The sequence below is a fragment of the Natronolimnohabitans innermongolicus JCM 12255 genome (genome assembly GCF_000337215.1).
Taxonomy (GTDB): domain Archaea; phylum Halobacteriota; class Halobacteria; order Halobacteriales; family Natrialbaceae; genus Natronolimnohabitans; species Natronolimnohabitans innermongolicus.
In genome coordinates, this window is sequence record NZ_AOHZ01000031.1 from 1 (window position 1) to 22,448 (window position 22,448).

Here is a 22,448-nt window from a genome sequence, read left to right on the forward strand (position 1 = left end):
GCCTTGCCAGCCCGCTCAGAGATGTGTATAAGAGACAGACCGACGGTAGCGCGAGTCGTCCGTACCGACGGACCGCGTGATCGACAGCCGGAGCCGGCGGTGACTCGAGCCGGAACGCGACAGTGACAGCTGAGCGTGGTTGCGATCGCACCGCTACTTACGCTCGGATACGTCCCGATTTCGTAGACGAGGGCGTCGATGGTCTACAGGCAGAGTGGGGCGAGTGGCTCGAACGGGTGTCCGGACCCGCGGACCGTCACCACAGCTGTGCCTGCGGGGTGTCGCAGCTGTCACAGACGACTGCTTCGTTGCCCTTGTAGACGGCACGCTCGAGCGTTCCCGCCGAGCAGTACGAACAGGGGCGACCGTCGAGTGCCGCGAGTAACTGCCGATCTGCACCGTCCGACGGAGACGACTGTGATTTCGCCATATAGGGAACCCATACCCGAGATACTCGAAACGGTTGGCCATGCCTATGCAATGTCATTGTCGACCGAACGGCTACTATCAAACCACCTGACTGTCCGGCGAAGAGACACGTCAGCGGCGTTCGTTCGATGCGGCCGTTCTCGACCGCGGGCTCGAAACCGAGCGGAACGGCGAACGCGGATCGAATCGATCACCGAACAATTCGTTGGGGCCCGCTACCCGGGCGGCGCGAACCGTGGGGGCTAACTCGATGCGCCACGCCGTACCGATATGCGCCAGTTCGTCTGTCTCGGCCACGACGTGCCGCTCGACGCCGACTTCTCGCTCGACGACCTCGCCGGCGGAGCCGGTCGACTCGACGCCCTCTGTCGATCGATCACGTCGTCGTTCGTCACCTCCCACGGAATTCGTGAAGACGTTCGCACGCACCTCGTCGCCCAGGATACGTTCACGATCACGTTCGACGGAAGCGAGCTTCGACGGCTAAATCCCGACGAGCGAAGCACCGCCGCGCTGATTCGCAACGCCCTCGAGCACCGCGACGAGGCCATCGGCGCGCTGCCGGCCGAACCCAGTCCCGGCGTCTCCGTCTATCGCCGCGGTCTCGAGGCCACGCTCGAGGACGTTGCCGAAGCGGGGACGGTCGTCCAACTCCACGAAGACGGAGACGCCGTGACCGACGTCGACGGTCTCGACAATCCCGCGTTCGTACTCTCTGATCACCGTAATTTCACCGATGCGGAAGCGGCGACGGTGGCCGACGCCGCCGACCGGCGCGTTCGACTCGGGCCGACGCGACTGCACGCCGACCAGGCAATTACGGTCGCCCACCACTACCTCGATACGGACGGCTACACTGAATTCTGAGGCGGGGGCTCGAACGGGTGGCTCGAGGCTGAGAACTGCTTGCACACGACCACAGCACACCTTTCGCAAGCGTTAAACGAACGGACGCGCACTGTTCGAATGCGGGCCGGTGGGGTAGCTTGGTATCCTTCGGCCTTCGGGTGGCCGTAACCGCAGTTCGAATCTGCGCCGGCCCACTTTTCCCGCATCGCAAAATCCGCGAGCGCAGCGAGCGGTCTGCGATGCGGGGGAATGGACCCAAGCAGATTCGAAGTAGACCAGAGGCAGCCCGCGCAGCGAAGCGAGCAGGAACCTCTGGGCGTGGTTCGTAATCTGCGCCGGCCAACTTCCCCCGCAACGAAATACGAGGAGCGTCAGCGACGGGTATCTGATACCGAAACGTGGTCCCGCAGCTTCAAGCACGCGAGTCGCAGCGCGTGAACAAAGTGAGCGCGACCGTCTCGCATCTGTTCGAGATTTGCACCGATCCCAGTTTTCCCTCTCCTCTCTTCCCTTCCCCGTCACCAGAGACAGAGTGTAGCGGCCGTCTGACTCGAGTCCGAGACGCGAGTGCGGCCGATCACTCGGCGCCCGTTTCGCCCGCCGAAGACTCGTCGACCGTCTGTACGAGTTCGAAATCGGTCGATCCGCAACTGCAGCCGTCGTTGCCGATCGCCTGGATCTCGCCGTCTGGCCACTGTCGTGCGGCGTAGACGGAACTGCACTCCACACACGACGCTAACACCCTATTGGCATCATCACTGTTCGCCATACGTCACTGAAAGAGAGGTGGGCCACCTCGAATGACTGTTTCGATTCGAAGAATGAGGGCGACGAACGACCGCGGCGCCGAAAGCGTGGCGGGACGTCCCTCCCTTATCGTCTCGAGTCCCAATCGAACTGGTGAAGGGGGTTATTATCTCGGCACCCCTCCCCCATCTCTCGTGTCGTCGTGTGTGCCGTTCAACGGCTAGACACGACGACCGAACGACGCTGAAGAGCCAGCAATACCCGAAGGTAGCTGCCGAAGGTATCGAGTACCGTCGATATGGGACTCTTATTTCGGTGCGTCGAGCGGTAATCCAACGGGGAAATTTGTACAGTCATCACTGCAGAACAGTCATCTCGTCCTGTTTCTTAGCGTAGGCTACAGCTACGGGATAACAATAGTCGGTGCGCTGTGAGTGTTCAGTGCCTGCGACGGTCACGACGGCCGGTCCGTGGGCGGACAGATCATGTCAGAGGAAAACCGACTTTCACGACGTCAGAGCTTGTTTGGAATCGGCGCTGCAGGGACTGCCCTCGGCGGGGCGGCGCTCGGGGTTTCGAACGTGTTCGCGGGCGACGACCAGTCCAAAGAGAAGGGAACGGACGACACGGATACCAAGGATAAGAAAAACGACGATCCCAAGGGGACGCTCACGCTCGAGCTCGTCTGTCACGGCAAGGGTGATGCCGAGTTCCGTGTCGTGAACGACGATACGAAGAACGCGAAGGTCGACTGGAAGGTCAGTATCGACGACTTCGACTTCGAGGATCTGGACGACCTCACCGACGCCAACGGGATCGAAGACATTCCGGACGACAACGGCTTCGAGGATATCGACGACCTCGATGATATCACCGACGCCAACGGAATCGAGGACGTTCCGGACGACAACGGCTTCGAAGACGCGTTCGACGTCGGCGACCTCGATCTCGAGGATCTCGAGGGCAAACAGGTCACCCTCGAGGGAACCACGCTCGACGTGGGCAAGCGCATGTTCGACCTGCGCCAGGTCGTCAGCGAGAAGCGACTCAAAGAGATGGGGATCGACGTCGACAAGCTGAGCGGCACGCTCACCGTGCCGAAAAACGCCGACGAGACCTTCTGGGCCGGCATCATCTCCAAGGACAGTAACGTCGACCTCTACTACGACGGCAAAAAGGTCGACTCCGTGAAGGTCGACGAGGCCGACTGCAAGGGCGACGATTCGAAGAAAAAGAACGGCGACTACATCGAACTCGAGCCGGTCTGTTATAAGGACGCGGAGACCGACATCGCCGACCTGGACGACACCACCGTCGGGAACACCGTCGGTAGCGACGTGACGGGTGTCGACGAGGACTTCGACCCCGACGGCGAGATGATCGTCGACGGCGAGGAAGTCGACGAGGACGATTACGACGGCGCCGTGGACGCCGAGAACAATGTCATCGACGACAGCGGGTTCTCGACGGACGACCTCGATGGGCTCGAGGGAACCGCGACGGTCCGCGAAGCGAAGTTCCGGGTTCACAACCGCAGCAAGAAGGAGGTCAAAGTCAACTGGTCCGTCGAAGGCGACGGCCAGGGTGGCAAGCTCTACCTCGACGGAAAGGAGTCGACGACGTTCCGCGTGACCGAGCACAACGACCGCAAGACGTACGTGACGCTCACCGACGACGGCAAAGAAATCGCCTCGGAGAAGCCCGCGGATACCGAGTGCGACGACGACTGCAATACGTAACGATTCGACCGAACTGCTGACGATTCCCCTCGATCGCGTCGGTTATACGAAATCGAGGAGAAAACCCACGGCTTTAGCCGTGGGATGAATCCGTCACTGCTGAACCAAACCACGCTACAGTAGCAAGCCGACTCTCCAACGTTTAAGAAACACTAGTTATAGATATAACATATGGGAGTACGGCGCACCGTCCCCGTTGCACTCGACGTGGATAGCGACGACGCCGTACTCCTCGAAGACACCGTAGACACATTCCTCTGGTCGGCCCAGTCCGTCGTAGACCACGCTTTCAAAGGCGAATACGTTACCACCAACAAAACCACGCTCGACGACGAAACCTACGACGACATACGCGAGCAAACGGACGGATTCAACGGTGGACTGGTCCAAGCCGCTCGGAACAAGGCCGCTGAAGCCTGCAAGAGCGTCGTCGCACGCTGGAAAAACGGCAAGAAAGCTTCGAAGCCGACGTTCACCAGTCCACACGTCGTCTACGACAAACGTACCGCCACCTTCTACGACGAGTACGTGAGTCTGGCCACGACCGACGGTCGCATCGAAGCCGACTACATACTGCCCGACGAGGATAGTGACACACCGCATTCGGAGTACCTGTTTTCAGACGAATACGAAACGACGGGTGCGGAACTACACTACCGTGACGGCGACTGGGTGCTTCACATCCACTGCAAGATGGAAGTGGTGTCTGACACGTCGGAACAGCCAACACCTGAGAACGGAACGGTTCTCGGGGTTGACCTCGGCGTGAACAACCTCGCTGTCACCTCGACGGGCACATTCTGGACGGGCGACGAGTTCGACCACTGGCGACATGAATACGAGAAACGCCGTGGCTCGCTCCAACAGTGCGGGACGCGCTGGGCACACCAGAACATCCAGTCAGTCGGACGGAAAGAGGAAGGTCGGTTCAAGTTGTTGATGCACCGCATCAGCAACGAACTCGTCGCTGAGGCTCGTGAGAACGAGTGTACGGTCATCGCGTTCGAGGATTTAACCGGCATTCGTGAACGGACTGGCGCGTCGTGGGGGCATAAGTGGGCGTTCGACCGCCTCTACGACTACGTTGAGTACAAAGCCGAGGAATACGCCATCACGGTGGAGCAGGTTGACCCTGAGAACACGTCACGGCGTTGCTCGAACTGTGGGTTCACGCACCCTGACAACCGTGATGGCGAGGAGTTCGAGTGTCTGAAGTGCGGGTACGAAAACCACGCGGATTACAACGCCGCGAAGAACATCGGCTTGCGGTATCTCCGTCGTAACCAGACTGGCGGCGACGGAGGCGCACCCTTGGGCGTGCGCTTGAACAGCGGGATGTTGAACGTGAATGGAGGCTATTCTCCTGCCACTGTTAGTGGCCAGAACGGGAGTCCACGCTGAATCCCACGACTTCAGTCGTGGGTATCTCAACGAGGAGCGACTCCCCGACGGAACGACGCGCGTACCGACAGCGCTCGAGTGGCGGACGTCGTTCGCGCCCGAACGAGTTCGGCATTGCCAGCCACGTACGCACCGTATACTCGCCGCGAGACCCGAAGATCCTTTATTTCCTGTTCGGATATCCCGTGTATGGCTGCCGACGGACTCGACGAAATCGATTACGGGATCTTGCATCTCCTCCAGCAGAACGCGCGCTCGACGACGCCGGTCGACATGGCCGAACAACTCCCGGTGACGGACACGACGATCCGAAACCGAATCGACCGACTCGAGGAAGAGGGAGTCATCGAGGGGTACGTACCGATCGTCAACTACGAGAAGGCCGGGTTCCCGATTCGACTCCAGTTTTCCTGTACGGCTCCGACGAAAAAGCGCCACCAGGTTGCCGGCCAGGCGCTCGAGTTGCCACACGTCGTCAAAGTCGACGAGATGCTGAGTGCGCGTGAGAACGTCCAGGTGCTGGCGGTCGCCAAGACTACCGAAGAGGTCAACGAGATTACTGCCGGGTTAGACGATCTGCCGCTGACGATCGAGCGGGAGAGCCTCCTCCGCGAGGAGCGGCGACGACCGTTCGGTCACTTTGGTCAGCACGTCGTCGACGACTGAATCGCGCTTTGTCTGTGGTCAAATTCCATCTGATCACATTCGAAAATACAAGCGCCAATAAAGACCGCCTTTGTTTCCAAATAGCTTAGGTAGTGTGTTTTTGTATCCTCGAACGAGTCGTTCACGATGTCTACCGAGTCGAGTCGACTCGCACCGAGCAGTTGCCAGAGAGCAATCACCCAGAGACGCACTATATGTCCTTACGAACACGTGTATCATCTTTCGACGGTACCAGCACCGCACACCAAAGAGCCAGCATCGACACGCCCCTCTCGATCGTTACCAAACCAGCGGCTAGACGTAGCGGCCAACCACCACACCACACCCGACGATCGGCGAGCGATGAGTGACGACTGCTACAGGTGCGTCTGTCACACCTGTGGAATGGATCGACTCGTCGAGGGACTCGAGGACGCACAGGCGGTGTTCAACGATCACGCCGAACGTACCCACGAAGTAGAACTTCTCAACCACCGGACGCGACGGTACGACCCGAGACCGTCTTACTCCAATTGGGCCGAGACGACCGACGGAGACGACGGGTGAACCGAACCGCGAGCAGTTCTCAACTCGTATCCTGGGCGTCGACGACGTCGTCGATTCGGATCCGGAGGAGGACCCGTTCGGTTTCGATCGGGGTCGTGTACTCGTCGTTGTCCGTGTATCGCCGCGCGAGTTCGTCGATGTGCGCTCGAGCGCCCTCGGTAGTGATTTCGTCGACCGTCCCGATGATCGAGAGCCGTCGATACGGGTTCTCGGGATCGATCATGCTGACGCCGACCGAGGGATCTTCGCGGACGTTTCGCTCCTTGCGACGACCGCGCTCGGTGTTGATCAGGAGCCGCTCGTCGTCGGCGTCGTAGTCGACCCAGACCGGCGTGACGTGGGGGTCTGCGTCTCCAGTGAGCGTCGCGACGTGTGCGAACGTTTCCGTTTCGAACAGATCGTGGAACGACCCAGGAATCGAGGCCATAGCCCACGGTTTGACGGCCCGTCGCTTCCGTCTACTGCCTCCATGTGGAGGGACGAAACGCGTGACCCGTTGTCCAATGTGGTCAGAAGATTGATGACCGTCGTCCGGTATCGCCAGATAACGCATGTACGCGCGCAATCCGGAGCGCGACGCCATCTGGAACGACGTCCTCGAATGGATGATCTGTCGCGGGCTCCCGCTTCGTCCCCGCGAGATCGACGGCTACGACCCCGGGCTCGTTCGTGACGTCCTCGAGACGATGGTTCTCGAGGGGTGGGTCGAGTACGACGCCCGCGGTGATTTTTTCGAACCGGGGCCGCGAGTCGAACGGTTCGATGCGAGCGGCCCCACGTCGCGTCGCGGTTACTGGTAACCGCGTCGCCGTCGGGTCGACGCCGGCGAGTGTCGGCTATCGGCTTATCCGCCCGCGACGGCAACGAATTCGCCGTGAACCGAACACGGCGAACGCGACGGCGGCTGCTACAGGTATCGGGTGCAGCAGCTGCGGCCGCGCTGGTCGCCGGCTGTGGCGGACCTGGCGAGGAAGAAAACGGAGACGACGATGAGGGACCGCCGGACGGTCCCGAAGACGAAACGGATCCCGACGCCGAAGAGGGGACCGGAAACGGACAGGACATGAAAGACGAGGGCGACGACCCCGACGAGCCAGAAGTCACAGACGACGAAGACGAAGGCGAAAACGGAGACTGACGAGCGGTATCGGTCGAGTCACTACCGAAAGCGGACACGTGTTCGGCCCGCTATCCATTCCATAACAAACTCGTTCGACGATAAACTCGACCGGCATGAGACGTCGGATCTATCTAGCGACGGCAGCAGCGGCCTCGATCGCCGGCTGCATGGACTTCGTCCGACCGGATGCCGAGGACGACGAACCCGACGACGAACCCGACGACGGCGACGACCCGCCCGCACTCGAAGCCGCCGGCGACGACGGCACGATCGACGAGTTCGCGGATCTCGAGGCCTGGACGGTCGTCTCGGGGAACGCGTCGCTGGTCGACGAGGACGCGGGCGTCGGGGAGACGGCCGTCAGACTCGCGGCCGGTAGCGACGACGACGGAGCGCGAATGGTCCGGGAACTGCCCGAACCGCTCGACTGCTCGGAAGCGAGCCCCGGACTGGCAGTTGCGCCCGACGACACCGTCACGGTCCTCCTGCAGTTGTTCGACGACAGTGGCAACGTCCTCGACTTTCGAACGACGGTCCACGAGGCCGACGAACCACGGCGGTGTAACTTCGGCATCGACACCGCCGCCGACGACGTCGATCCGACCGACATTACGACGATCCACGTCGCCTTCTTCGCCGGCGAAGACGCCGAACAGGAACTCCTGCTCGACGATCTCCACCTCGTTCCCCGTCCCGAGACGGGGCTGGTGACGATCCAGTTCGACAACGGTCACGAATCCATCTACGACGAGGGATTTCCCGTCCTCGAGGAGTACGGCTACCCCGCTACGGCGTTCGTCCCGACGGACCTGATTCGTGCCCTCGACGATCACGAGGGCGAGCGGTTTACCGAAGCACAGCTCGAGGAGCTGTCGGACGCCGGCTGGACGATCGCCAGCCACACGGCAAACGCCCACCAGCTTCCGGACCTCGAGCCGGACGACCAGGCCGACCAGCTCGCGGAGGCTCGCGAGTGGCTCGAGGCGGAAGGGTACGACGACGGCGCCGGCTACGTCTCGTATCCGGTCGGTCGATACGACGGGAGCTCTCTCGAATACGCCGCCGAAACCTACGATCTGGGCTTCGAACTCGGCTACCCCGTCCAGGGCTACGTCGCCGATCCGGCCCGCTACCCACGCGTCGTCGACCCTGAGGTCGAGGACGCCGAGGAATTGCTCGAACGGACGGCCGAACTGGGTGGCATCACCTCGCTTTGTTACTACGCGCTCGAGGGCGACGTCGTCGAGCGGTTCGAAGAAACGATGGCGCTGCTCGCCGACCACGTCGAGAACGGCGATCTCGAGGTCATCACGCTCGCCGACATCGAATCCGAGTACGTCTTCGACGCGGACGGGGAGTGACGCGTCCCCGACCGAGACGGCGGCCGCGAGCGCAACGGGTATCGGTCTCGAGTCCCTCTCCCGACTGATGACCGAGGGACTCGAAGCGGACGTCGAGGAGTTGGGCGACGTCGCGACGCGGCGCGACGAACTGGCGAGTCGCATCCGCACCCACGCCGGCGAAATCGCGCGCGAACTGGCCGTCTTCCAGGGCGGAGACTACGGACAGGAGACCTTCGAGACCGAGGACGGCTCGTGGACGCTGAAGTACGAAGCCGGCGACGTTCAGTACCTCCGTTTCGATCCGCGATCGGGCGACGAAATCTACGTCGTCTCGAGCAAACACCCGCCCGAACCCGAGGCGCTCGAGACGGCGCTCGCCGACTACGGCGCGTTCGTCGCGGCCTACAACGCGTACGTTCGTTCGATGGACGGACTGCTCGTGGACGTCCCCGAGACGTTCCCCGAGATAGAGACGACGGCCGAACTGGTCGCCGAACGCGACCGCATCATCGAGCGGATTCGCGAGGTCGGAAACGCGATGGCGAGCGAACTCTACCGCTACGAGGGAGAGTACGGCACGTACGCGACGACGATCGGCGGCACCCGCTGGGAGCTCAAGTACGACGGTGACGTCGCCTCCTACCTCCGGGTCGGCGGCTCGGACGGCACGTACCTCATCTCACAGTACGGTCCGCCCGCGGCGACCGAAGTCCGACGCCTCGCGGAGGACGTCCCGCTGTTCGTCGAGTCGTTCAACGAGCACGTCGACGAACTCGAGGCCGACCTCGCTACCGTTTCGTTCGCCGAGAACGAGTGATACCGCCGACAAGTAGTCGATGCGACGTCGGTCGTGAACTCGCGGCCGTCGAGCGACTCGGGACGTTTCGATTCTCAGCGCGGACGCGTTTTGCAGTCGTCGACGCTGACGGTTCAGCGCAGCGACCGTTCCTCGCCGGCCCACCAGCCGTCGGTATAAGCGACTCGGTGTTCGGCGTCCGTACCGGGCTGTAGGGTCGCGTTTCGAACGTTACGAGCGAACTACGCGAATCCGTTTCGAATAAACGCGACGACAATCAGGAGAACTGACTGAGCCGTTTTTCCCGATTTCGCCCCCCTTTCTGAACGTAGCATGACTCTATCACGACGTTCGACGATCAAGGCGATCGGCGTAGTCGGTGCGGGAACAGCCGTCACCGGATCCGCACTGGCCGTCAACGAACACGAAGACGACGAGCGCGACGCCGACGAGGTCCCCGACGACGAGGAGGTCGGCGCGATCCGCGTCGGACACTTCTCGCCCGACGCACCCGAGGTGGACGTCTACGTCGACGACCAGCAGATCCTCTCGGACGTCGGCTACGACGAACTCTCGCCGTACCTCGAGATCGCACCCGGCACGTACACGCTGACGATTACGGCCGCCGGCGACGACGAACCGGTCTACGAGGACTCCCTCTCGGTCGACACGGACTTCTATACGGCCGCTGCGATCGGCGAGCTCGAAGCCGACGAAGACGATCCGGTCACCGGAGACGACGAGGACGTCGACGAGCCCGAAACCGCGTCGGCCGTACAGGACGACGACCTCGAGAACGGCCTCGAAGACGACGACGATGACGACCTCGAGGACGACGACGATCTCGAAAACGGTCTCGAGGACGATCCCGAGGACGACGACGACGACGAGCCCGACACGGGAACGTTCGACGTCCTGTTGCTGTACGACGCCCAGCCCGACGAGGTCGAAGAAGAAACCGCACAGCTGCGGATCGTTCACGCGTCACCCGACGCACCGACGGTCGACATCGGCGTCGAAGAGGGACTCTCGCTGTTCGAGGACGTCGCCTTCGCCGAACCCTCCGGCTACGCTCCCGTCGGTCCCGGCGAGCAGACGCTCGACATCTTCGAAGCTGACGAAAACGATCTGGGCGCGGCACCCGACGGAGAGGGAGACGACGAGGACGCCGAGCCCGAAACCGCGTCGGCGATCCAGGACGACGACGATGACGACCTCGAGAACGGCCTCGAGGACGACGACGACCTCGAAGACGACGATGACGACGAGGACGACGCCGAACTCGGAGACGACGAAGTAATCGATCAGCCAGACCCCCTCACGTCAGTCGACGTCGAGTTCGAGGAGGGAACGGCCTACACGGCGTTCGCGATCGGCTACTTCGAGCAGTTCGACGACGAGGATCTCGAAAACGGTCTCGAAGACGAAGACGAGGAGGAAGACGACGTCGACGAACCGGAGACCGGATCGCTCGTCCAGGACGACTACGACGACGACGATGACGAGGACGACCGACCGTTCGAAATCCGTCTCGTCGTCGACGGCACGGAAGAAGAAGAGGCCGACGAGGAACCGGAGGAAGCCGATCCTGACGAGGAAGAAATCGAGGAACCGGACGACGAGGACGACGAGCTCGAGGATGACGATGACGAGGACGAGCTCGATGACGACTACGACGATGACGACGACCTCGAAGACGACGACCTCGAAGACGACGACTACGATGAGGACGACGACTACGACGACGCCGAAGAGGAAGATCCGCTAACCGCGGACGACTGATCGGCGACCGTCGACGCGCCATCCACCCGCCGATTCGAACGCCGCTTTTTTAGCGTGATCGACGACGCGGAGCCGTCAGTTTCTCGATAGGACGACCTGGTCAGTGGGCCGTCGAGACCGTCTCGAGAGCGACACTCGTCGACCGAGAGCGCGATAGGAGCCACTGAAACGAACAGAAGATCCCGAGCGCAACGCAGTCCTGTGACCGGGCGTGCAGCGACTGTCAGTGGCTCCTATCGCAATTCCGGAGACGCGCCCCTGACCGCAGTAGCCGTCGACTCGAGACCGTCGTTGTACGTCGGCGCGGATACTCGAGACGGCCCGTCGAAACGACGGACGTCGCTGATCGAGTGCGCTGCTCGTCGGTTCGACGCAGCGACTGGTAGGAGAGAGCGGACGGCGTCCGAGCGATGATGAGAGAACTGCCAGGGGTGTCAGACGTCGACGTACTGGTTAACCCACTCCTGGCGTCGTTGCAACGCTCGACGACCTTTCGGCGTCAGCGCGTAGTAATTCGTCCGTCGATCGAGCTGTCCCTTCTCGACGAGCTCTTTTTCGACGAGCGTATCGAGGTTGGGATACAGCCGGCCGTGTGTGACCGGTTGATCGATGTAGTTGTTGATGTCGTCGAGAATCTCCTGTCCCGACGGTCGATCCTTCCCTGCAATTACGTACAGCAAGTCACGCTGAAATCCGGTTAGCTGATCCATGGATCACCCTCTGAGTGACGACCTTCACTCATCTGTGACTTTGTTATAGAGCCGGTACGGACGTCCCGGAGCGCAGAACGCACGGCATAGGACGGGGTAACCCTCCCCATTATGGACCGCCGCGTTCGTGCGTCGGTGACGCGGCGTTTTTGACAGCAACCGCCGTACGACCCGACATGCCCACCGATCCGCTCGCCTGGGAGACGCTCGAGAGCGAAGTAGCCTACAGTTGTCCGGGCTTCAACGTCGTTAACGACCGCGTTCGGCTTCCCGACGGCACCGAGACCGAGTTCGATTACCTCTCCGAGCCCGCGAGCGTCTGCGTGCTTCCGTTTACCCCCAACGGCGACGTCGTCTGTATCGAGGAGTGGCGCCAGGCCGTCGACCGCGTCAACTACGGACTCCCGGTTGGCGGAACCGAACCCGAAGACGACGACCTCGAGGCGGCGGCCCGTCGCGAACTGGCCGAAGAAACGGGCCACGAGGCCGAGACGCTCGAGTCGCTGGTGACCGTGGAACCGGCGAACGGCCTCGCCGACTCGGTGATGCACTTCGTCGTCGCCCGCGGCTGTCGGCCGACCGCCGAACAACGACTCGATCACAACGAGAGCATCCGCGTGACGCCGACGGCGTTCGACGACCTCCTCGAGTCGGTCCGCGCGGGCGAGATTCGCGACGGCCGGACCGTGCTGGCCGTCTCCTACTATCAGCTGTTCGAAGCCGACTCGTAGCGGCCCAACGGGTCGACGGGGCCGCTGCCACCAGTCTCGACTCGGGTACTAAAAAATCGAACTGAGACGGGTGTGAGCCGGCTCGTTTTCGCTCTCGGTCGGTTGCCGGTCGGCACTCGACCGGACCGAGGGCCGAACGAGCGGTCGACTCGATCAGGCCGGCGCGCCGATCATCGATTACTCGGCGTCTTCGTCTCCGTCAGCAGGGTCGTCGTCAGCGTCGGCGTTGTCGGCGTCGTCTTCGTCCTCGTCACCGTCGTCGGTGTCTTCCTCGATGTCCTCGAGGTCGCTCGCATCGGCGATCGTCATCGACTCGGCGTTCGCGGTGTCGATCGAGATCGCGGTTGCCGACGCCTGTGAGACGATTTCGGCGTCAGCATCGTCCTCGGCGTCCTCGTCGGGGTCGTCCTGCACGGCGGCCGCCTCGTCAGCGTCGTTTGCGTTCTCGTCCGCGTCTTCGTCGTCAGGCGCTTCGTCGTCCGCGTCTTCGTCGTCCGCGTCTTCGTCGTCAGCTTCCTCGAGTTCCTCGATCGTCATCGAATCGATCGAGACCGCCTCGACGTCGAACTCCTCGATCGTGAGGTCGTCGATCTGTTGGGTCTGTGCCTCCTCGTCGTCGGCGTCAGCGTCTTCTTCGTCCTCGTCAGCGGCCTCGTCTTCAGGCTCTTCCTCTTCCTGGACGGCCGCCTCCTCGTCGGCCTCGTCGTTCTCATCGTCGTCGTTGAAGAGGCCGTCGAACCAGTCGCTGATGTCGTCGAGGAGCCCGCCGTCGTCGACCTCGAGATCGTCGATCGACAGCTGCTCGACGGTCATCGACTCGATGGTGAGGTTTTCGATGGTGAGTTCGTCAGCGTCCTCGTCGATCAGATCCTGCTCGCCGGCGTCGTCAGCGAGGCCGTTCTCCTCGTCGGCCTCGTCGTCAGCCATCTCGTCGTCGTCAGCGTCGTCCTGGATCACTGCGGCGGTTTCGGCCTCGTCGTCTTCGTCGTCAGCGAGGCCGTTCTCCTCGTCGGCCTCGTCGTCAGCCATCTCGTCATCCTCCTCTAGCTCGAGATCCTCGATCGAGACGGTCTCGAACTCGAGTTGTTCGATCTGGATGTCCGAGATCGTCACGTCACCGTCCGCCGTGTCGTCCATCGCGTCTTCGTCGTCGGCAGCATCGTCGTCAGCAGCGTCGCCATCGTTCGCGTCCTCGTCTTCGTCGTCCGTCTCAACGTCCTCGAGTTCCTCGTCGAGGTCCTCGTCGACGTCGAAGGTTTCGGCGTTCAGTTCCTCGATCGTCGCGTCCTCGATGGTGACGTCGTCGAGTTCGAGTTCACCGACCTGTACGTTTTCGAGTGTCGCTTCGCCCACGTCTCCGGCGTCGTCGTTCGCCCCGGTCGCGGTCGCGGCACCAGCGAGGGCGGGACCCCCCGAGAGCGCGACCAGCAGGGCGACGAGAACGACGCCGCTTTGCTGCAGTCGTGAAACCATGCGGTCGACACTACCGGCGACACGGCGCTAAAGTGGGCCGACTGTTACAGCGTTGGGTTCGAGAAACGCACAGTTTGAAATCACGTCGCGTGCGCTAATCGAGCGTTCATCGTCTCCGAATCAGAGACCAGTACAGCGCCGAGTATTGAGCTCTGTCGGGCCAAAATACGACTTGTGCCTGCGATCGCTGTTGACTTACTATCCGGCCCCGAGAACGCTTCGTTACTGGTCTCGGTGTTGAGACGTTCGGTCGCGGACCGTCAGGGGGTCACCGTGTTGGTACTCAGTGGCGCAGCAAAAAAGGATACGGCAGTGCGCGGCTGAATCGGGCGTCGTATCGCTCGACGCCGATCAGTTGTGGATCAGCGCTTAGAAGAGGTCGGGGAGGAGTCCGTCGTCATCCTCCTCTTCCTCTTCGTCGTCAGCGTCGTCTTCAGCGTCTTCCTCGTCGTCGTCAGCCTCGTCGTCCTCGTCGTCATCCATCAGGCCGTCGTCGTCATCTGCTTCGTCTTCGTCATCCGTTTCGTCGGCTTCCTCATCCTCGACGTCCTCGAGGTCCTCGGCGTCAGCGATGGTCAGCGATTCGGCGGTTGCGTCACCGATGTCGATGGAGCTGGCAGAGGCCTGGGAGACGGTCTCCTCGTCGTCAGCCTCGTCGTCGTCCATCTCGTCATCGTTCATCTCGTCTTCGTCGTCAGCCTCGTCGTCTTCGTCGTCAGCGAGGCCGTTCTCTTCATCGTCGGCCTCGTCGTCATCCATTTCGTCGTCGTCAAGCTCCGCTTCCTCGACCTGCTCGACGGTCATCGAGTCGACGGTGATCTCGTCAACGTCGAACGTCTCGATGGTTAGCGACTCGATTTCTTGTTCTTCAGTTTCTTCGTCGTCAGCTTCGTCGTCCTCGAGGCCGTTCTCTTCGTCGGCCTCGTCGTCATCCATTTCGTCCTCGTCGTCAGCGTCGTCCTGGATCACTGCGGCGGTCTCAGCCTCGTCGTCTTCGTCGTCAGCGAGGCCGTTCTCTTCGTCGTCAGTCTCGTCTTCGTCGTCAGCGTCGAGTGCGTCGTCGTCGTCAGCTTCGTCGTCCTCGACGGTCAGTTCGTCGATGGTCAGCGTCTCGACGTTCAGTTCTTCGATGGTGAGCTCCTCGACGGTGAGCTCGTCAGCGTCCTCGTCGATCAGATCCTGCTCGGCGGCGTCGTCATCTTCGAGGCCGTTCTCCTCGTCGTCGGCCTCGTCGTCATTCATTTCGTCTTCGTCGTCAGCGAGGCCGTTCTCTTCGTCGTCGGCCTCGTCGTCATCCATTTCGTCTTCGTCGTCAGCCTCGAGCTCGTCATCCTCCTCTAGCTCGAGGTCCTCGATCGAGACGTCCTCGAGTTCGAGGTGTTCGATCTGGATGTCGGAGATCGTCACTTCTTCTGCGTCAGCGTCGTCAGCGTCCTCCTCGTCCATCTCGTCGTCATCGGTCATCTCGTCGTCGTCAGCGTCGTCCTGGATGGCCGATGCGGTTTCAGCGTCGTCCTCGTCATCCGCATCCGCGTCTTCGTCAGCCTCGTCCAGTTCGTCCTGGAGTTCCTCGACGTCAGCGTCGAACTCCTCGACGTTCAGTTCCTCGATCGTCGCGTCTTCGACGGTAACGTTATCCAGTTCGAGTGTCTCTACATCTGCGTCTTGGATCGTTGCGCTCACGTCTCCATCGTCTGTCGCGCCGGCCGATGCGCTGGCGAGGGCGGGCCCTCCCGACATCGCAACCATTAGCGCGACGAATACGACTCCGAGCTTTCGTGACACCATTGCACTCGACGCTTCTGACTCTGTCCGGCTAAAACGAGCCGACTGTTTCGAGATTATCTCGACGAAACCGACAGTTAGTACTCGTGGAACAGTCCATAATCGCTGATTCATCGTATCGACGCCGATGACGGTCACGAGATCGGTTCTCGGGCCCGATTTCGGGAGAAATTCCCTTGTGCCTGCGATCGCTACCGCCTTATCCCACCCGGTGGAGAACGGAACGTTTACCGCCGCGCTCGCCAATGTCCGGCCGAATGCGCGAGCACTTCGAACTCCGAGACACCGACGCCGGCGGGCGAATCGGGGAACTCACCGTTCCGCGAGCGGGCGTCACCGTCGAGACGCCGGCGCTGTTGCCGGTGATCAACCCGAACCTCGATACGATCGCTCCCCGGCGGCTGGCCGAGGAGTTCGGCGCCGAGATCCTCATCACCAACTCCTACATCATCCACGGCACCGACGACGTCCGCGAGCGCGCCCTCGAGGACGGTCTCCACGAACTGCTCGAGTTCCCCGGCGCCATCATGACGGATTCCGGATCATTTCAGCTCTCCGAGTACGGCGACATCGACGTCACCACCGAAGAGATCCTCGAGTTCCAGCGCGCGATCGGCTCCGACATCGCCACGCCGGTCGACATCCCGACGCCGCCGGACGTCTCCCGCGAGCGGGCGGAGCGGGAACTCGAGACGACTCAGGAGCGACTCGAACTCGCCGAAACCGTCGAGACGGGCGAGATGCTCGTCAGCGCGCCCGTCCAGGGTTCGACGTATCCGGACCTCCGCGAGGAGGCCGGCCGTCACGCCGACTCGACCGAACTCGACGTCTTCCCCGTCGGCGCGGTCGTCCCGTTGATGAACGACTACCGGTACGACGATATGGTCGACGCCGTCGCCGGCGCCAAGCGCGGGCTGAGCGCCGACGCGCCGGTTCACCTCTTCGGCGCCGGCCACCCGATGATGTTCGCGCTGGGCGTCGCGATGGGCTGCGATCTGTTCGATTCGGCCGCCTACGCGCTCTACGCGCGCGACGACCGCTACCTCACGGTTCGGGGGACCCGCAACCTCGAGGACCTCGAGTACCTCCCGTGTTCGTGTCCCGTCTGTACGAGCCACTCGCCCGACGAGTTGCGTGCGCTGCCCGACGACGAACGCGAGACGGAACTCGGTGCGCACAACCTCCACGTCACCTTCGAGGAGATTCGCCGGATCAAACAGGCGATCCGCGCGGGCAACCTGCTCGAACTGGTCGAACAGCGCGCTCGCGCCCACCCGACGATGCTCGACGGCTACCGCACCCTGCTCGACCACGCCGCCCAACTCGAGCGCAGCGACCCCGTCTCGAAGGGCGCGTTCTTCTACACCTCCCACGAGAGCGCCCGTCGACCCGAAGTGTTGCGCCACCACCGGCGACTCGAGCGGCTGTCGGTTCCGGACTCGCTGTTTCTCACCGAAGGACAGCCGGCACGCGGCGACGAGTTCGACGACTCCTGGCGCGTCGAACCGCCGTTCGGACCGTTCCCGCGGGCGCTCTCGAAGAGCTATCCGCTCACCGCGGAAGTGCCGGCACGAACCGACAGGGCGGCACTCGAGGCGGCGGCCGACGGCGTCGCCCGCCTCGCCGAGGCGAATCCGGAGACGGATCTCACGCTTGGCCACCGTAGTTGGCCAGACGGGGTACTCGAGCGACTCCCCGACGACGTGGCGCTGACCGACCTCTCGAGCGATCGGTCCTGATTGTACAGTGAGTCGACAACCGCCCCACATCCGCCTCGCTCAGACGCGTTCTAGAGACGGACCAGACGATATATTCCGGCTTACCGTCAGTACCATTAGTTGTGCGCGTTCTAGAGACGGACCAGACGGTATATTCCGGCGTGCCGTCAACCACTAGTTGTGCCCGCTCTCTCCACGACCAGGATCGCGCTGGGCGCGTTCGTCGTCATCGTCCTCGGCGCCGCCGGACTGTTCGTCGTCGATGCTGGATCGACAGCACCCGATCCCGTTGCGTTCGACGACACGGTTCACAGCGGAATTACGCTCGAAGCCGAACGTGAACTCGACGACGACGTCGAGTTGCCCCAAGCGCAGGTGTTCTATTCGCAGTATCAGTACGTCGTCGGCTACTACGGCGTCGAGACGTTCGCCCACGATCAACAACAACCCGAACACGAACAGCGGTTCGGCCATCCGCTGACGGTGTACGTCACCGACTACAGCGGGACCGGCGTCGAACTGAACGACGACGGGTATCCGACGACGGACAGCGCTCCGGAGTGGACCGACGCCGAAACGGCGTGGTACGTCCTCGAGAGCGACGCGGAGACGCCGGCCGGAACGACCGTCGTTCCGTTTACCGACCGCGACGACGCCGACGCGTTCGCCGACGAACACGGCGGCGACGTTCGCGACTGGGAGGCGGTGCTCGAAGCCACGTACGACCGCGACGATGCGGCGGTCGCACGCGACCGCGTCGACGGCCACCAAGCGGTCGCCGACGATCGAGTCGAACAGACGGCAGACCTCACGGAGCGACCGACGTCGATGGTCGTCGGTTCCGACGCAGAGACGATTCAAGAGGCGGTCGACGAAGCACCAGCCGAGACGACGATCCGCGTCCCGAACGGAACGTACGAAGAAACCGTCGAGATCGACCGACCGATGACGATCGCCGGCGACGGGGACGTGACGATCCGTGGCGACGGAAACAGCTCGGTCGTCACCGTCACCACCGAGCGCGTCGCGGTCCGAAACGTCGCGATCGACGGCGTCGGCGAGACGACGAGAGGCGACGGCGACGTCGACATCGGTGTCGACGACGAGGAGTTCGGCTCGACGTTCATGCGAAACTACGTCAGCACTGACGCAGGAATCACGGCCTACAACGCCGACGAACTGCTCGTTCAGGACGTCCACATCGACACTCCGGCGAGCGGAATCCTCGAGTACGGAACCGACGACGCCGCCGTTCGAAACGCGACGGTCATCGGCCCGGACGACCCGTCGGACGGTCTCGGCGGCGTGTTGTTGCTCCAGTCCAACGGCGTGATCGAACACTCCACGTTCGACGGCACACCCAACGGCGTGTACCTGTTCCGGTCGCCGACGACGGTCGTCCGATCGAACACGGTTACGAACAACCAGCTAGGTATCCACCTGATGCACACGGACGATTCGCTTCTCGCGGACAACGAGGTACACGGCCAGGCCAACACCGGCGTGTACATCATGACGGGACCGGAGCGAAACGCGATCGTCGGAAACACGATTCGAGACACCGACACCGGCCTCACTCCGGGCGGCAGCGACACCTACGTCGCGGACAACCGCATCGCGAACACGAGCGTCGGTCTTCGCATCGATACGGCCTCGTCGATCTACGAGGGGAACGTCATCGTCGGCAACGAGGTCGGAGCGGACGTGACCGGGATGTTACCGACGAACCGCGTCATCGGGAACGACTTCGTCGGGAACGGCGAACACGCGACAACCGCCACCGGACCGCTGCGAATCTGGAGCGACGAGGGAGAAGGAAACTACTGGCAGGGCGCTGCTGGCGTCGCCAGCGGCGACTACGCCGATCGATCGTACACCCCGACGGACGACGTCGACAAGCGACTCCACACGACCGACGGAACGCCGACGCTCGTTCGGGCGCCGGCCCTCGGCGCCCTCGCCGGACTCGAGGGAACGGTCCCCGGAATGCGGACCGGCAGTATCGCCGACAACTACCCGGCCTGTGAACCGATCAACGCGGACCGACTCGAAGCGACCGGCTGGGACGACCAAGCATGGACGTGCTACGAAACGACGCGCACACCGACCGATGACTGAGACACAACCGATACTCGAGGCGACGGGAATCGATCACGATTACGGGACGGTCTCCGTCCTCCAGGACATTTCACTGACGGTTCCGCGGGGGAGCGTAACGGCGATCATCGGCCCGAACGGGGCCGGCAAGACGACGCTGATTCGCGCACTCGCGGGACTCCACGAACCGACCGAAGGAGAGATCACGTACCACGGGCCCGAGACGGCCAGGCAGATCGGCTATTTGCCCCAACACCCCGCGTTTCGACCCGGGTTCACGTGCCGCGAGACGCTCCAGTTCTACGCGTCGCTCGTCGGCGACGACGACGCCGCGATGGAGAAACTCGCTCGCGTCGGTCTCGAAGATGCGGCCGACCGGAACGTCGAAGCGCTCTCCGGCGGGATGACGCGACTGCTCGGAGTCGCCCAGGCGACGATCGGCGACCCGCCGATAATCGTCCTCGACGAACCCGGAAGCGGTCTCGACCCGGGGATGAGCATGCACGTCTTCGACGTCGCGTCTGCGCTCGCCGACGAGGGGGTTTCGATTCTACTGACGTCTCACGACCTCGAGTTAGTCGAGCGCATCGCCGACGAAGTGTTCGTGTTGTCCGACGGCCAGTTCGTCCAGCACGGATCGACGGCCGAACTCCGGGCGCGCTTCAACGCCGACTCGCTGTGGTCGGTCTACGAAAACGCGATCGAAGGCGACCTCGATACCGTCCGCGTTCAGGGTGAGCACGCATGAGTGACGAACTCTCGACGTCGAGTCGATCGACACCGGTACAGGAAGCCGAGACGCGGACAGCGCCGGATTCGAGACACCGCCTCAAAACGATCGTCGGGCGGGAACTGCGGACGGTCGTTCGAACGCGGACGTTTTTCGTGCTGGCGCTGGCGTTCGCCGCCGTCGTCCTCGGGATCGCCGCGGTCGGAGAGAGCATCCAGGCGGGCTACGTGCCGACGCTCGTCGACCTCCTCACGCCGCTCGAGTTGCTCGTTCCCGTACTCGCCGTCGCGTTCGGCTATCGCGCGATCCTCGGCGACGAGCAGCGAGGCGAACTCGACGTCCTCGAGACGTACCCCGTTTCGAGCCGCGAACTCGTCCTCGGGGTCTATCTGGGTCGCGCGATCGGACTCGTCGTCACGGTTGTCGTGCCGCTTGCGATCGTCGCGGTCGCGGTCGCCGTGACCGAAGGCAGTTGGCTGTCCATCTACGCGACACACTCCGGAGCCGATTCTCCGGTGCTGTTCGGCCGGTTCGTCGTGCTAACGGCGTTGTTCGCGCTCTCGGTCCTCGCGGTCGCGATCGCGATTTCGTCGGTCGTCAGCGGGACCCGCAGCGCGCTCGCGCTCGCCGTCGTCGCCCTCGTAGTCTTGCTCGTCGGGATCGATCTGGCGATCGCGTACGGCTTCTCGATCGGCGTTATCGGCGACTCGGAACTCGTCTACACACTCGCGGTCAGTCCGCTCAGTGCGTTTCGCGGCCTCGTCTTCGAAAGCGCCGTCGTCGTCGCTTCCGGCACCGGGCCGGACGTCGCCGCGCCACTCTCGAGTCTGGTGAGTCTCGTGGGCTGGACGGTCGGATCGCTCGCCCTCGCGACGTGGGCGCTGGATCGGTAGTGATCAGACCCAGTCGCGGCGACGAACCGGGATGGCAGAGAACGGAATCGTCGCTCGAATCTGTCCGATAGTGAGCGACTGATTATTGGGGTAAAACGGGAGCCGAGCCGAAATCAAGTTGGAACTGAACGGACCGGAGAGTCGGTTAACTCTGCATCAACGACATCACCAGTTCCTGTGTAATGTCGTCGTGTTCTTCCCTGTCGCCGCCGTACTCGTCGGCGAACGCGTCGGCGTCGTCGCCGTCACCGAATGGAATAATCGACGCACCCATCGCGCCTTCGACATCGCTATCGACCACCATCGTGAGCCCCGTCGCATCTTCGAACGCGTCGGCCTCGAGGTGGCGGCTGATGACGAGCGAGTCGTCGCCTTGCTCGACCGTCTCGTCGACGGCCGAGTAGTCGGTCAGGTAGATCACGTCGGGTTCAGCGTCGTCTTCGTTGGTGAACGTGAACGCGTACGCACAGAGCGAACTGCAGAACAGCGCCGGTCGATCCTCGATTTCGACGTCCGACGGGTCCTCGTAGTGAGCCTGTCCGGCGGGTCCGGGATGGTCGACGATACGCATCGAACACTGGTCGCAGTCCTGGTCGTCCTCGATTTCGATCGCTTCGGGGACGTCCTCGTCGTCGCCGTCGAGACACCCCGCGATCGCGCCGAGGGAAACGGTTGCGACGCCGCCGAGGACGACTCGACGGGAAACGAGCGATTCGGGAACGGTCGATGAAGTCGACTGGTCCATATGTACTAGTGGGCGGTCGACAATATACTCGGTCTGGTACAGTTCACGAACGCTCGGAGTGAACGGACGCGTACGTGGCCCATCGTGCAGCGACCGTACCGACCCGCCGAAAAGTAAACAACCTCGGGCGCGGTGGCCCGAGGCTTTT

At 62.7% G+C, this 22,448-nt stretch carries 22 protein-coding genes and 1 tRNA gene; 16 read left to right on the plus strand and 7 right to left on the minus strand.

The window, feature by feature from the left end; all coding sequences use genetic code 11:
- Window positions 1-256: 256 nt before the first annotated feature.
- Window positions 257-430 (minus strand): HVO_A0556 family zinc finger protein, encoded by a 174-nt coding sequence (locus C493_RS23350; protein WP_007258429.1) that lies wholly within the window; start codon window positions 428-430, stop codon window positions 257-259.
- Between the two features lie 269 nt (window positions 431-699).
- Between C493_RS23350 and trmY the strand changes: the two genes are divergently transcribed.
- Window positions 700-1,296 carry a tRNA (pseudouridine(54)-N(1))-methyltransferase TrmY gene (gene trmY, locus C493_RS05545; RefSeq protein WP_007258430.1) on the plus strand — a complete coding sequence of 199 codons (597 nt, stop codon included), beginning with the start codon at window positions 700-702 and terminating at the stop codon, window positions 1,294-1,296.
- A gap of 103 nt (window positions 1,297-1,399) precedes the next feature.
- Window positions 1,400-1,472, plus strand: a tRNA-Pro gene (locus C493_RS05550).
- A gap of 383 nt (window positions 1,473-1,855) precedes the next feature.
- On the opposite strand, the gene C493_RS05555 is transcribed toward C493_RS05550, so the two are convergent.
- Window positions 1,856-2,005 (minus strand): hypothetical protein, encoded by a 150-nt coding sequence (locus C493_RS05555; RefSeq protein WP_007258431.1) that lies wholly within the window; start codon window positions 2,003-2,005, stop codon window positions 1,856-1,858.
- A gap of 505 nt (window positions 2,006-2,510) precedes the next feature.
- On the opposite strand from C493_RS05555, the gene C493_RS05560 reads away from it, so the two are divergent.
- From C493_RS05560 to C493_RS05575, 4 genes are all read left to right on the plus strand, one after another.
- Complete coding sequence (locus C493_RS05560) at window positions 2,511-3,764, plus strand: hypothetical protein (RefSeq protein WP_152421102.1); 1,254 nt, start codon at window positions 2,511-2,513, stop codon at window positions 3,762-3,764.
- A gap of 171 nt (window positions 3,765-3,935) precedes the next feature.
- A complete protein-coding gene (locus C493_RS05565; protein ID WP_007258433.1) occupies window positions 3,936-5,165 on the plus strand; it encodes an RNA-guided endonuclease InsQ/TnpB family protein in 1,230 nt (409 codons plus the stop codon).
- Window positions 5,166-5,354: 189 nt separating this feature from the next.
- Window positions 5,355-5,831: an Lrp/AsnC family transcriptional regulator gene (locus C493_RS05570; protein ID WP_007258434.1), complete on the plus strand. Its 477-nt coding sequence runs from the start codon at window positions 5,355-5,357 to the stop codon at window positions 5,829-5,831.
- A 342-nt stretch (window positions 5,832-6,173) separates the two neighbouring features.
- Window positions 6,174-6,377, plus strand: a complete 204-nt coding sequence (locus C493_RS05575) for a hypothetical protein (protein ID WP_049889157.1) — start codon at window positions 6,174-6,176, stop codon at window positions 6,375-6,377.
- A 19-nt stretch (window positions 6,378-6,396) separates the two neighbouring features.
- Here the strand turns inward: C493_RS05575 and C493_RS05580 are convergent, their stop codons facing one another.
- Window positions 6,397-6,804, minus strand: coding sequence for a TIGR03618 family F420-dependent PPOX class oxidoreductase (locus C493_RS05580; protein WP_007258436.1), 408 nt, complete (start codon window positions 6,802-6,804; stop codon window positions 6,397-6,399).
- Window positions 6,805-6,928: 124 nt separating this feature from the next.
- Between C493_RS05580 and C493_RS05585 the strand changes: the two genes are divergently transcribed.
- The 5 genes from C493_RS05585 (at window position 6,929) to C493_RS05605 (ending at window position 11,418) form a co-directional block, all read left to right on the plus strand.
- Window positions 6,929-7,177 (plus strand): hypothetical protein, encoded by a 249-nt coding sequence (locus C493_RS05585; RefSeq protein WP_007258437.1) that lies wholly within the window; start codon window positions 6,929-6,931, stop codon window positions 7,175-7,177.
- A gap of 74 nt (window positions 7,178-7,251) precedes the next feature.
- Window positions 7,252-7,515 (plus strand): twin-arginine translocation signal domain-containing protein, encoded by a 264-nt coding sequence (locus C493_RS05590; RefSeq protein ID WP_049889166.1) that lies wholly within the window; start codon window positions 7,252-7,254, stop codon window positions 7,513-7,515.
- 95 nt (window positions 7,516-7,610) lie between these two features.
- Window positions 7,611-8,858: a polysaccharide deacetylase family protein gene (locus tag C493_RS05595; protein ID WP_049889158.1), complete on the plus strand. Its 1,248-nt coding sequence runs from the start codon at window positions 7,611-7,613 to the stop codon at window positions 8,856-8,858.
- A gap of 67 nt (window positions 8,859-8,925) precedes the next feature.
- Window positions 8,926-9,657 (plus strand): hypothetical protein, encoded by a 732-nt coding sequence (locus C493_RS05600; protein ID WP_007258440.1) that lies wholly within the window; start codon window positions 8,926-8,928, stop codon window positions 9,655-9,657.
- Between the two features lie 312 nt (window positions 9,658-9,969).
- Window positions 9,970-11,418, plus strand: a complete 1,449-nt coding sequence (locus tag C493_RS05605; RefSeq protein WP_007258441.1) for a DUF4397 domain-containing protein — start codon at window positions 9,970-9,972, stop codon at window positions 11,416-11,418.
- Between the two features lie 434 nt (window positions 11,419-11,852).
- On the opposite strand, the gene C493_RS05610 is transcribed toward C493_RS05605, so the two are convergent.
- The gene (locus tag C493_RS05610; protein ID WP_007258442.1) at window positions 11,853-12,128 is read right to left on the minus strand and encodes a PadR family transcriptional regulator; all 276 of its coding nucleotides are present in this window, start codon (window positions 12,126-12,128) and stop codon (window positions 11,853-11,855) included.
- Window positions 12,129-12,304: 176 nt separating this feature from the next.
- Between C493_RS05610 and C493_RS05615 the strand changes: the two genes are divergently transcribed.
- A complete protein-coding gene (locus C493_RS05615) occupies window positions 12,305-12,859 on the plus strand; it encodes an NUDIX hydrolase (protein ID WP_007258443.1) in 555 nt (184 codons plus the stop codon).
- A 177-nt stretch (window positions 12,860-13,036) separates the two neighbouring features.
- On the opposite strand, the gene C493_RS05620 is transcribed toward C493_RS05615, so the two are convergent.
- Both C493_RS05620 and C493_RS05625 read right to left on the minus strand, forming a co-directional pair.
- Complete coding sequence (locus C493_RS05620) at window positions 13,037-14,332, minus strand: hypothetical protein (RefSeq protein ID WP_007258444.1); 1,296 nt, start codon at window positions 14,330-14,332, stop codon at window positions 13,037-13,039.
- Window positions 14,333-14,701: 369 nt separating this feature from the next.
- On the minus strand, window positions 14,702-16,120 hold the full coding sequence (locus tag C493_RS05625; RefSeq protein ID WP_007258445.1) for a hypothetical protein: 1,419 nt from the start codon (window positions 16,118-16,120) through the stop codon (window positions 14,702-14,704).
- Window positions 16,121-16,374: 254 nt separating this feature from the next.
- Here C493_RS05625 and tgtA point away from each other — a divergent pair, with 254 nt between their 5' ends.
- The 4 genes from tgtA (at window position 16,375) to C493_RS05645 (ending at window position 21,555) form a co-directional block, all read left to right on the plus strand.
- Window positions 16,375-17,856, plus strand: coding sequence for a tRNA guanosine(15) transglycosylase TgtA (gene tgtA, locus C493_RS05630; protein WP_049889167.1), 1,482 nt, complete (start codon window positions 16,375-16,377; stop codon window positions 17,854-17,856).
- A gap of 159 nt (window positions 17,857-18,015) precedes the next feature.
- Window positions 18,016-19,953, plus strand: a complete 1,938-nt coding sequence (locus C493_RS05635; RefSeq protein WP_007258447.1) for a NosD domain-containing protein — start codon at window positions 18,016-18,018, stop codon at window positions 19,951-19,953.
- Complete coding sequence (locus C493_RS05640) at window positions 19,946-20,680, plus strand: ABC transporter ATP-binding protein (RefSeq protein WP_007258448.1); 735 nt, start codon at window positions 19,946-19,948, stop codon at window positions 20,678-20,680. Before C493_RS05635 ends, C493_RS05640 begins: the two co-directional genes overlap by 8 nt.
- Window positions 20,677-21,555: an ABC transporter permease gene (locus C493_RS05645; RefSeq protein WP_007258449.1), complete on the plus strand. Its 879-nt coding sequence runs from the start codon at window positions 20,677-20,679 to the stop codon at window positions 21,553-21,555. Before C493_RS05640 ends, C493_RS05645 begins: the two co-directional genes overlap by 4 nt.
- Window positions 21,556-21,700: 145 nt before the next feature.
- Here the strand turns inward: C493_RS05645 and C493_RS05650 are convergent, their stop codons facing one another.
- Window positions 21,701-22,300, minus strand: a complete 600-nt coding sequence (locus C493_RS05650) for a nitrous oxide reductase accessory protein NosL (RefSeq protein WP_007258450.1) — start codon at window positions 22,298-22,300, stop codon at window positions 21,701-21,703.
- Window positions 22,301-22,448: the final 148 nt, after the last annotated feature.

Excerpts from the sequence above, each read along its gene's own strand:
- C493_RS23350 (WP_007258429.1), bottom strand. The coding sequence starts at position 430 with ATGGCGAAATCACAGTCGTCTCCGTCGGACGGTGCAGATCGGCAGTTA.
- trmY (WP_007258430.1), top strand. The coding sequence starts at position 700 with ATGCGCCAGTTCGTCTGTCTCGGCCACGACGTGCCGCTCGACGCCGAC.
- C493_RS05560 (WP_152421102.1), top strand. The coding sequence starts at position 2,511 with ATGTCAGAGGAAAACCGACTTTCACGACGTCAGAGCTTGTTTGGAATC.
- C493_RS05565 (WP_007258433.1), top strand. The coding sequence starts at position 3,936 with ATGGGAGTACGGCGCACCGTCCCCGTTGCACTCGACGTGGATAGCGAC.
- C493_RS05570 (WP_007258434.1), top strand. The coding sequence starts at position 5,355 with ATGGCTGCCGACGGACTCGACGAAATCGATTACGGGATCTTGCATCTC.
- C493_RS05575 (WP_049889157.1), top strand. The coding sequence starts at position 6,174 with ATGAGTGACGACTGCTACAGGTGCGTCTGTCACACCTGTGGAATGGAT.
- C493_RS05580 (WP_007258436.1), bottom strand. The coding sequence starts at position 6,804 with ATGGCCTCGATTCCTGGGTCGTTCCACGATCTGTTCGAAACGGAAACG.
- C493_RS05585 (WP_007258437.1), top strand. The coding sequence starts at position 6,929 with ATGTACGCGCGCAATCCGGAGCGCGACGCCATCTGGAACGACGTCCTC.
- C493_RS05595 (WP_049889158.1), top strand. The coding sequence starts at position 7,611 with ATGAGACGTCGGATCTATCTAGCGACGGCAGCAGCGGCCTCGATCGCC.
- C493_RS05600 (WP_007258440.1), top strand. The coding sequence starts at position 8,926 with ATGACCGAGGGACTCGAAGCGGACGTCGAGGAGTTGGGCGACGTCGCG.
- C493_RS05605 (WP_007258441.1), top strand. The coding sequence starts at position 9,970 with ATGACTCTATCACGACGTTCGACGATCAAGGCGATCGGCGTAGTCGGT.
- C493_RS05610 (WP_007258442.1), bottom strand. The coding sequence starts at position 12,128 with ATGGATCAGCTAACCGGATTTCAGCGTGACTTGCTGTACGTAATTGCA.
- C493_RS05615 (WP_007258443.1), top strand. The coding sequence starts at position 12,305 with ATGCCCACCGATCCGCTCGCCTGGGAGACGCTCGAGAGCGAAGTAGCC.
- C493_RS05620 (WP_007258444.1), bottom strand. The coding sequence starts at position 14,332 with ATGGTTTCACGACTGCAGCAAAGCGGCGTCGTTCTCGTCGCCCTGCTG.
- C493_RS05625 (WP_007258445.1), bottom strand. The coding sequence starts at position 16,120 with ATGGTGTCACGAAAGCTCGGAGTCGTATTCGTCGCGCTAATGGTTGCG.
- tgtA (WP_049889167.1), top strand. The coding sequence starts at position 16,375 with ATGCGCGAGCACTTCGAACTCCGAGACACCGACGCCGGCGGGCGAATC.
- C493_RS05640 (WP_007258448.1), top strand. The coding sequence starts at position 19,946 with ATGACTGAGACACAACCGATACTCGAGGCGACGGGAATCGATCACGAT.
- C493_RS05645 (WP_007258449.1), top strand. The coding sequence starts at position 20,677 with ATGAGTGACGAACTCTCGACGTCGAGTCGATCGACACCGGTACAGGAA.
- C493_RS05650 (WP_007258450.1), bottom strand. The coding sequence starts at position 22,300 with ATGGACCAGTCGACTTCATCGACCGTTCCCGAATCGCTCGTTTCCCGT.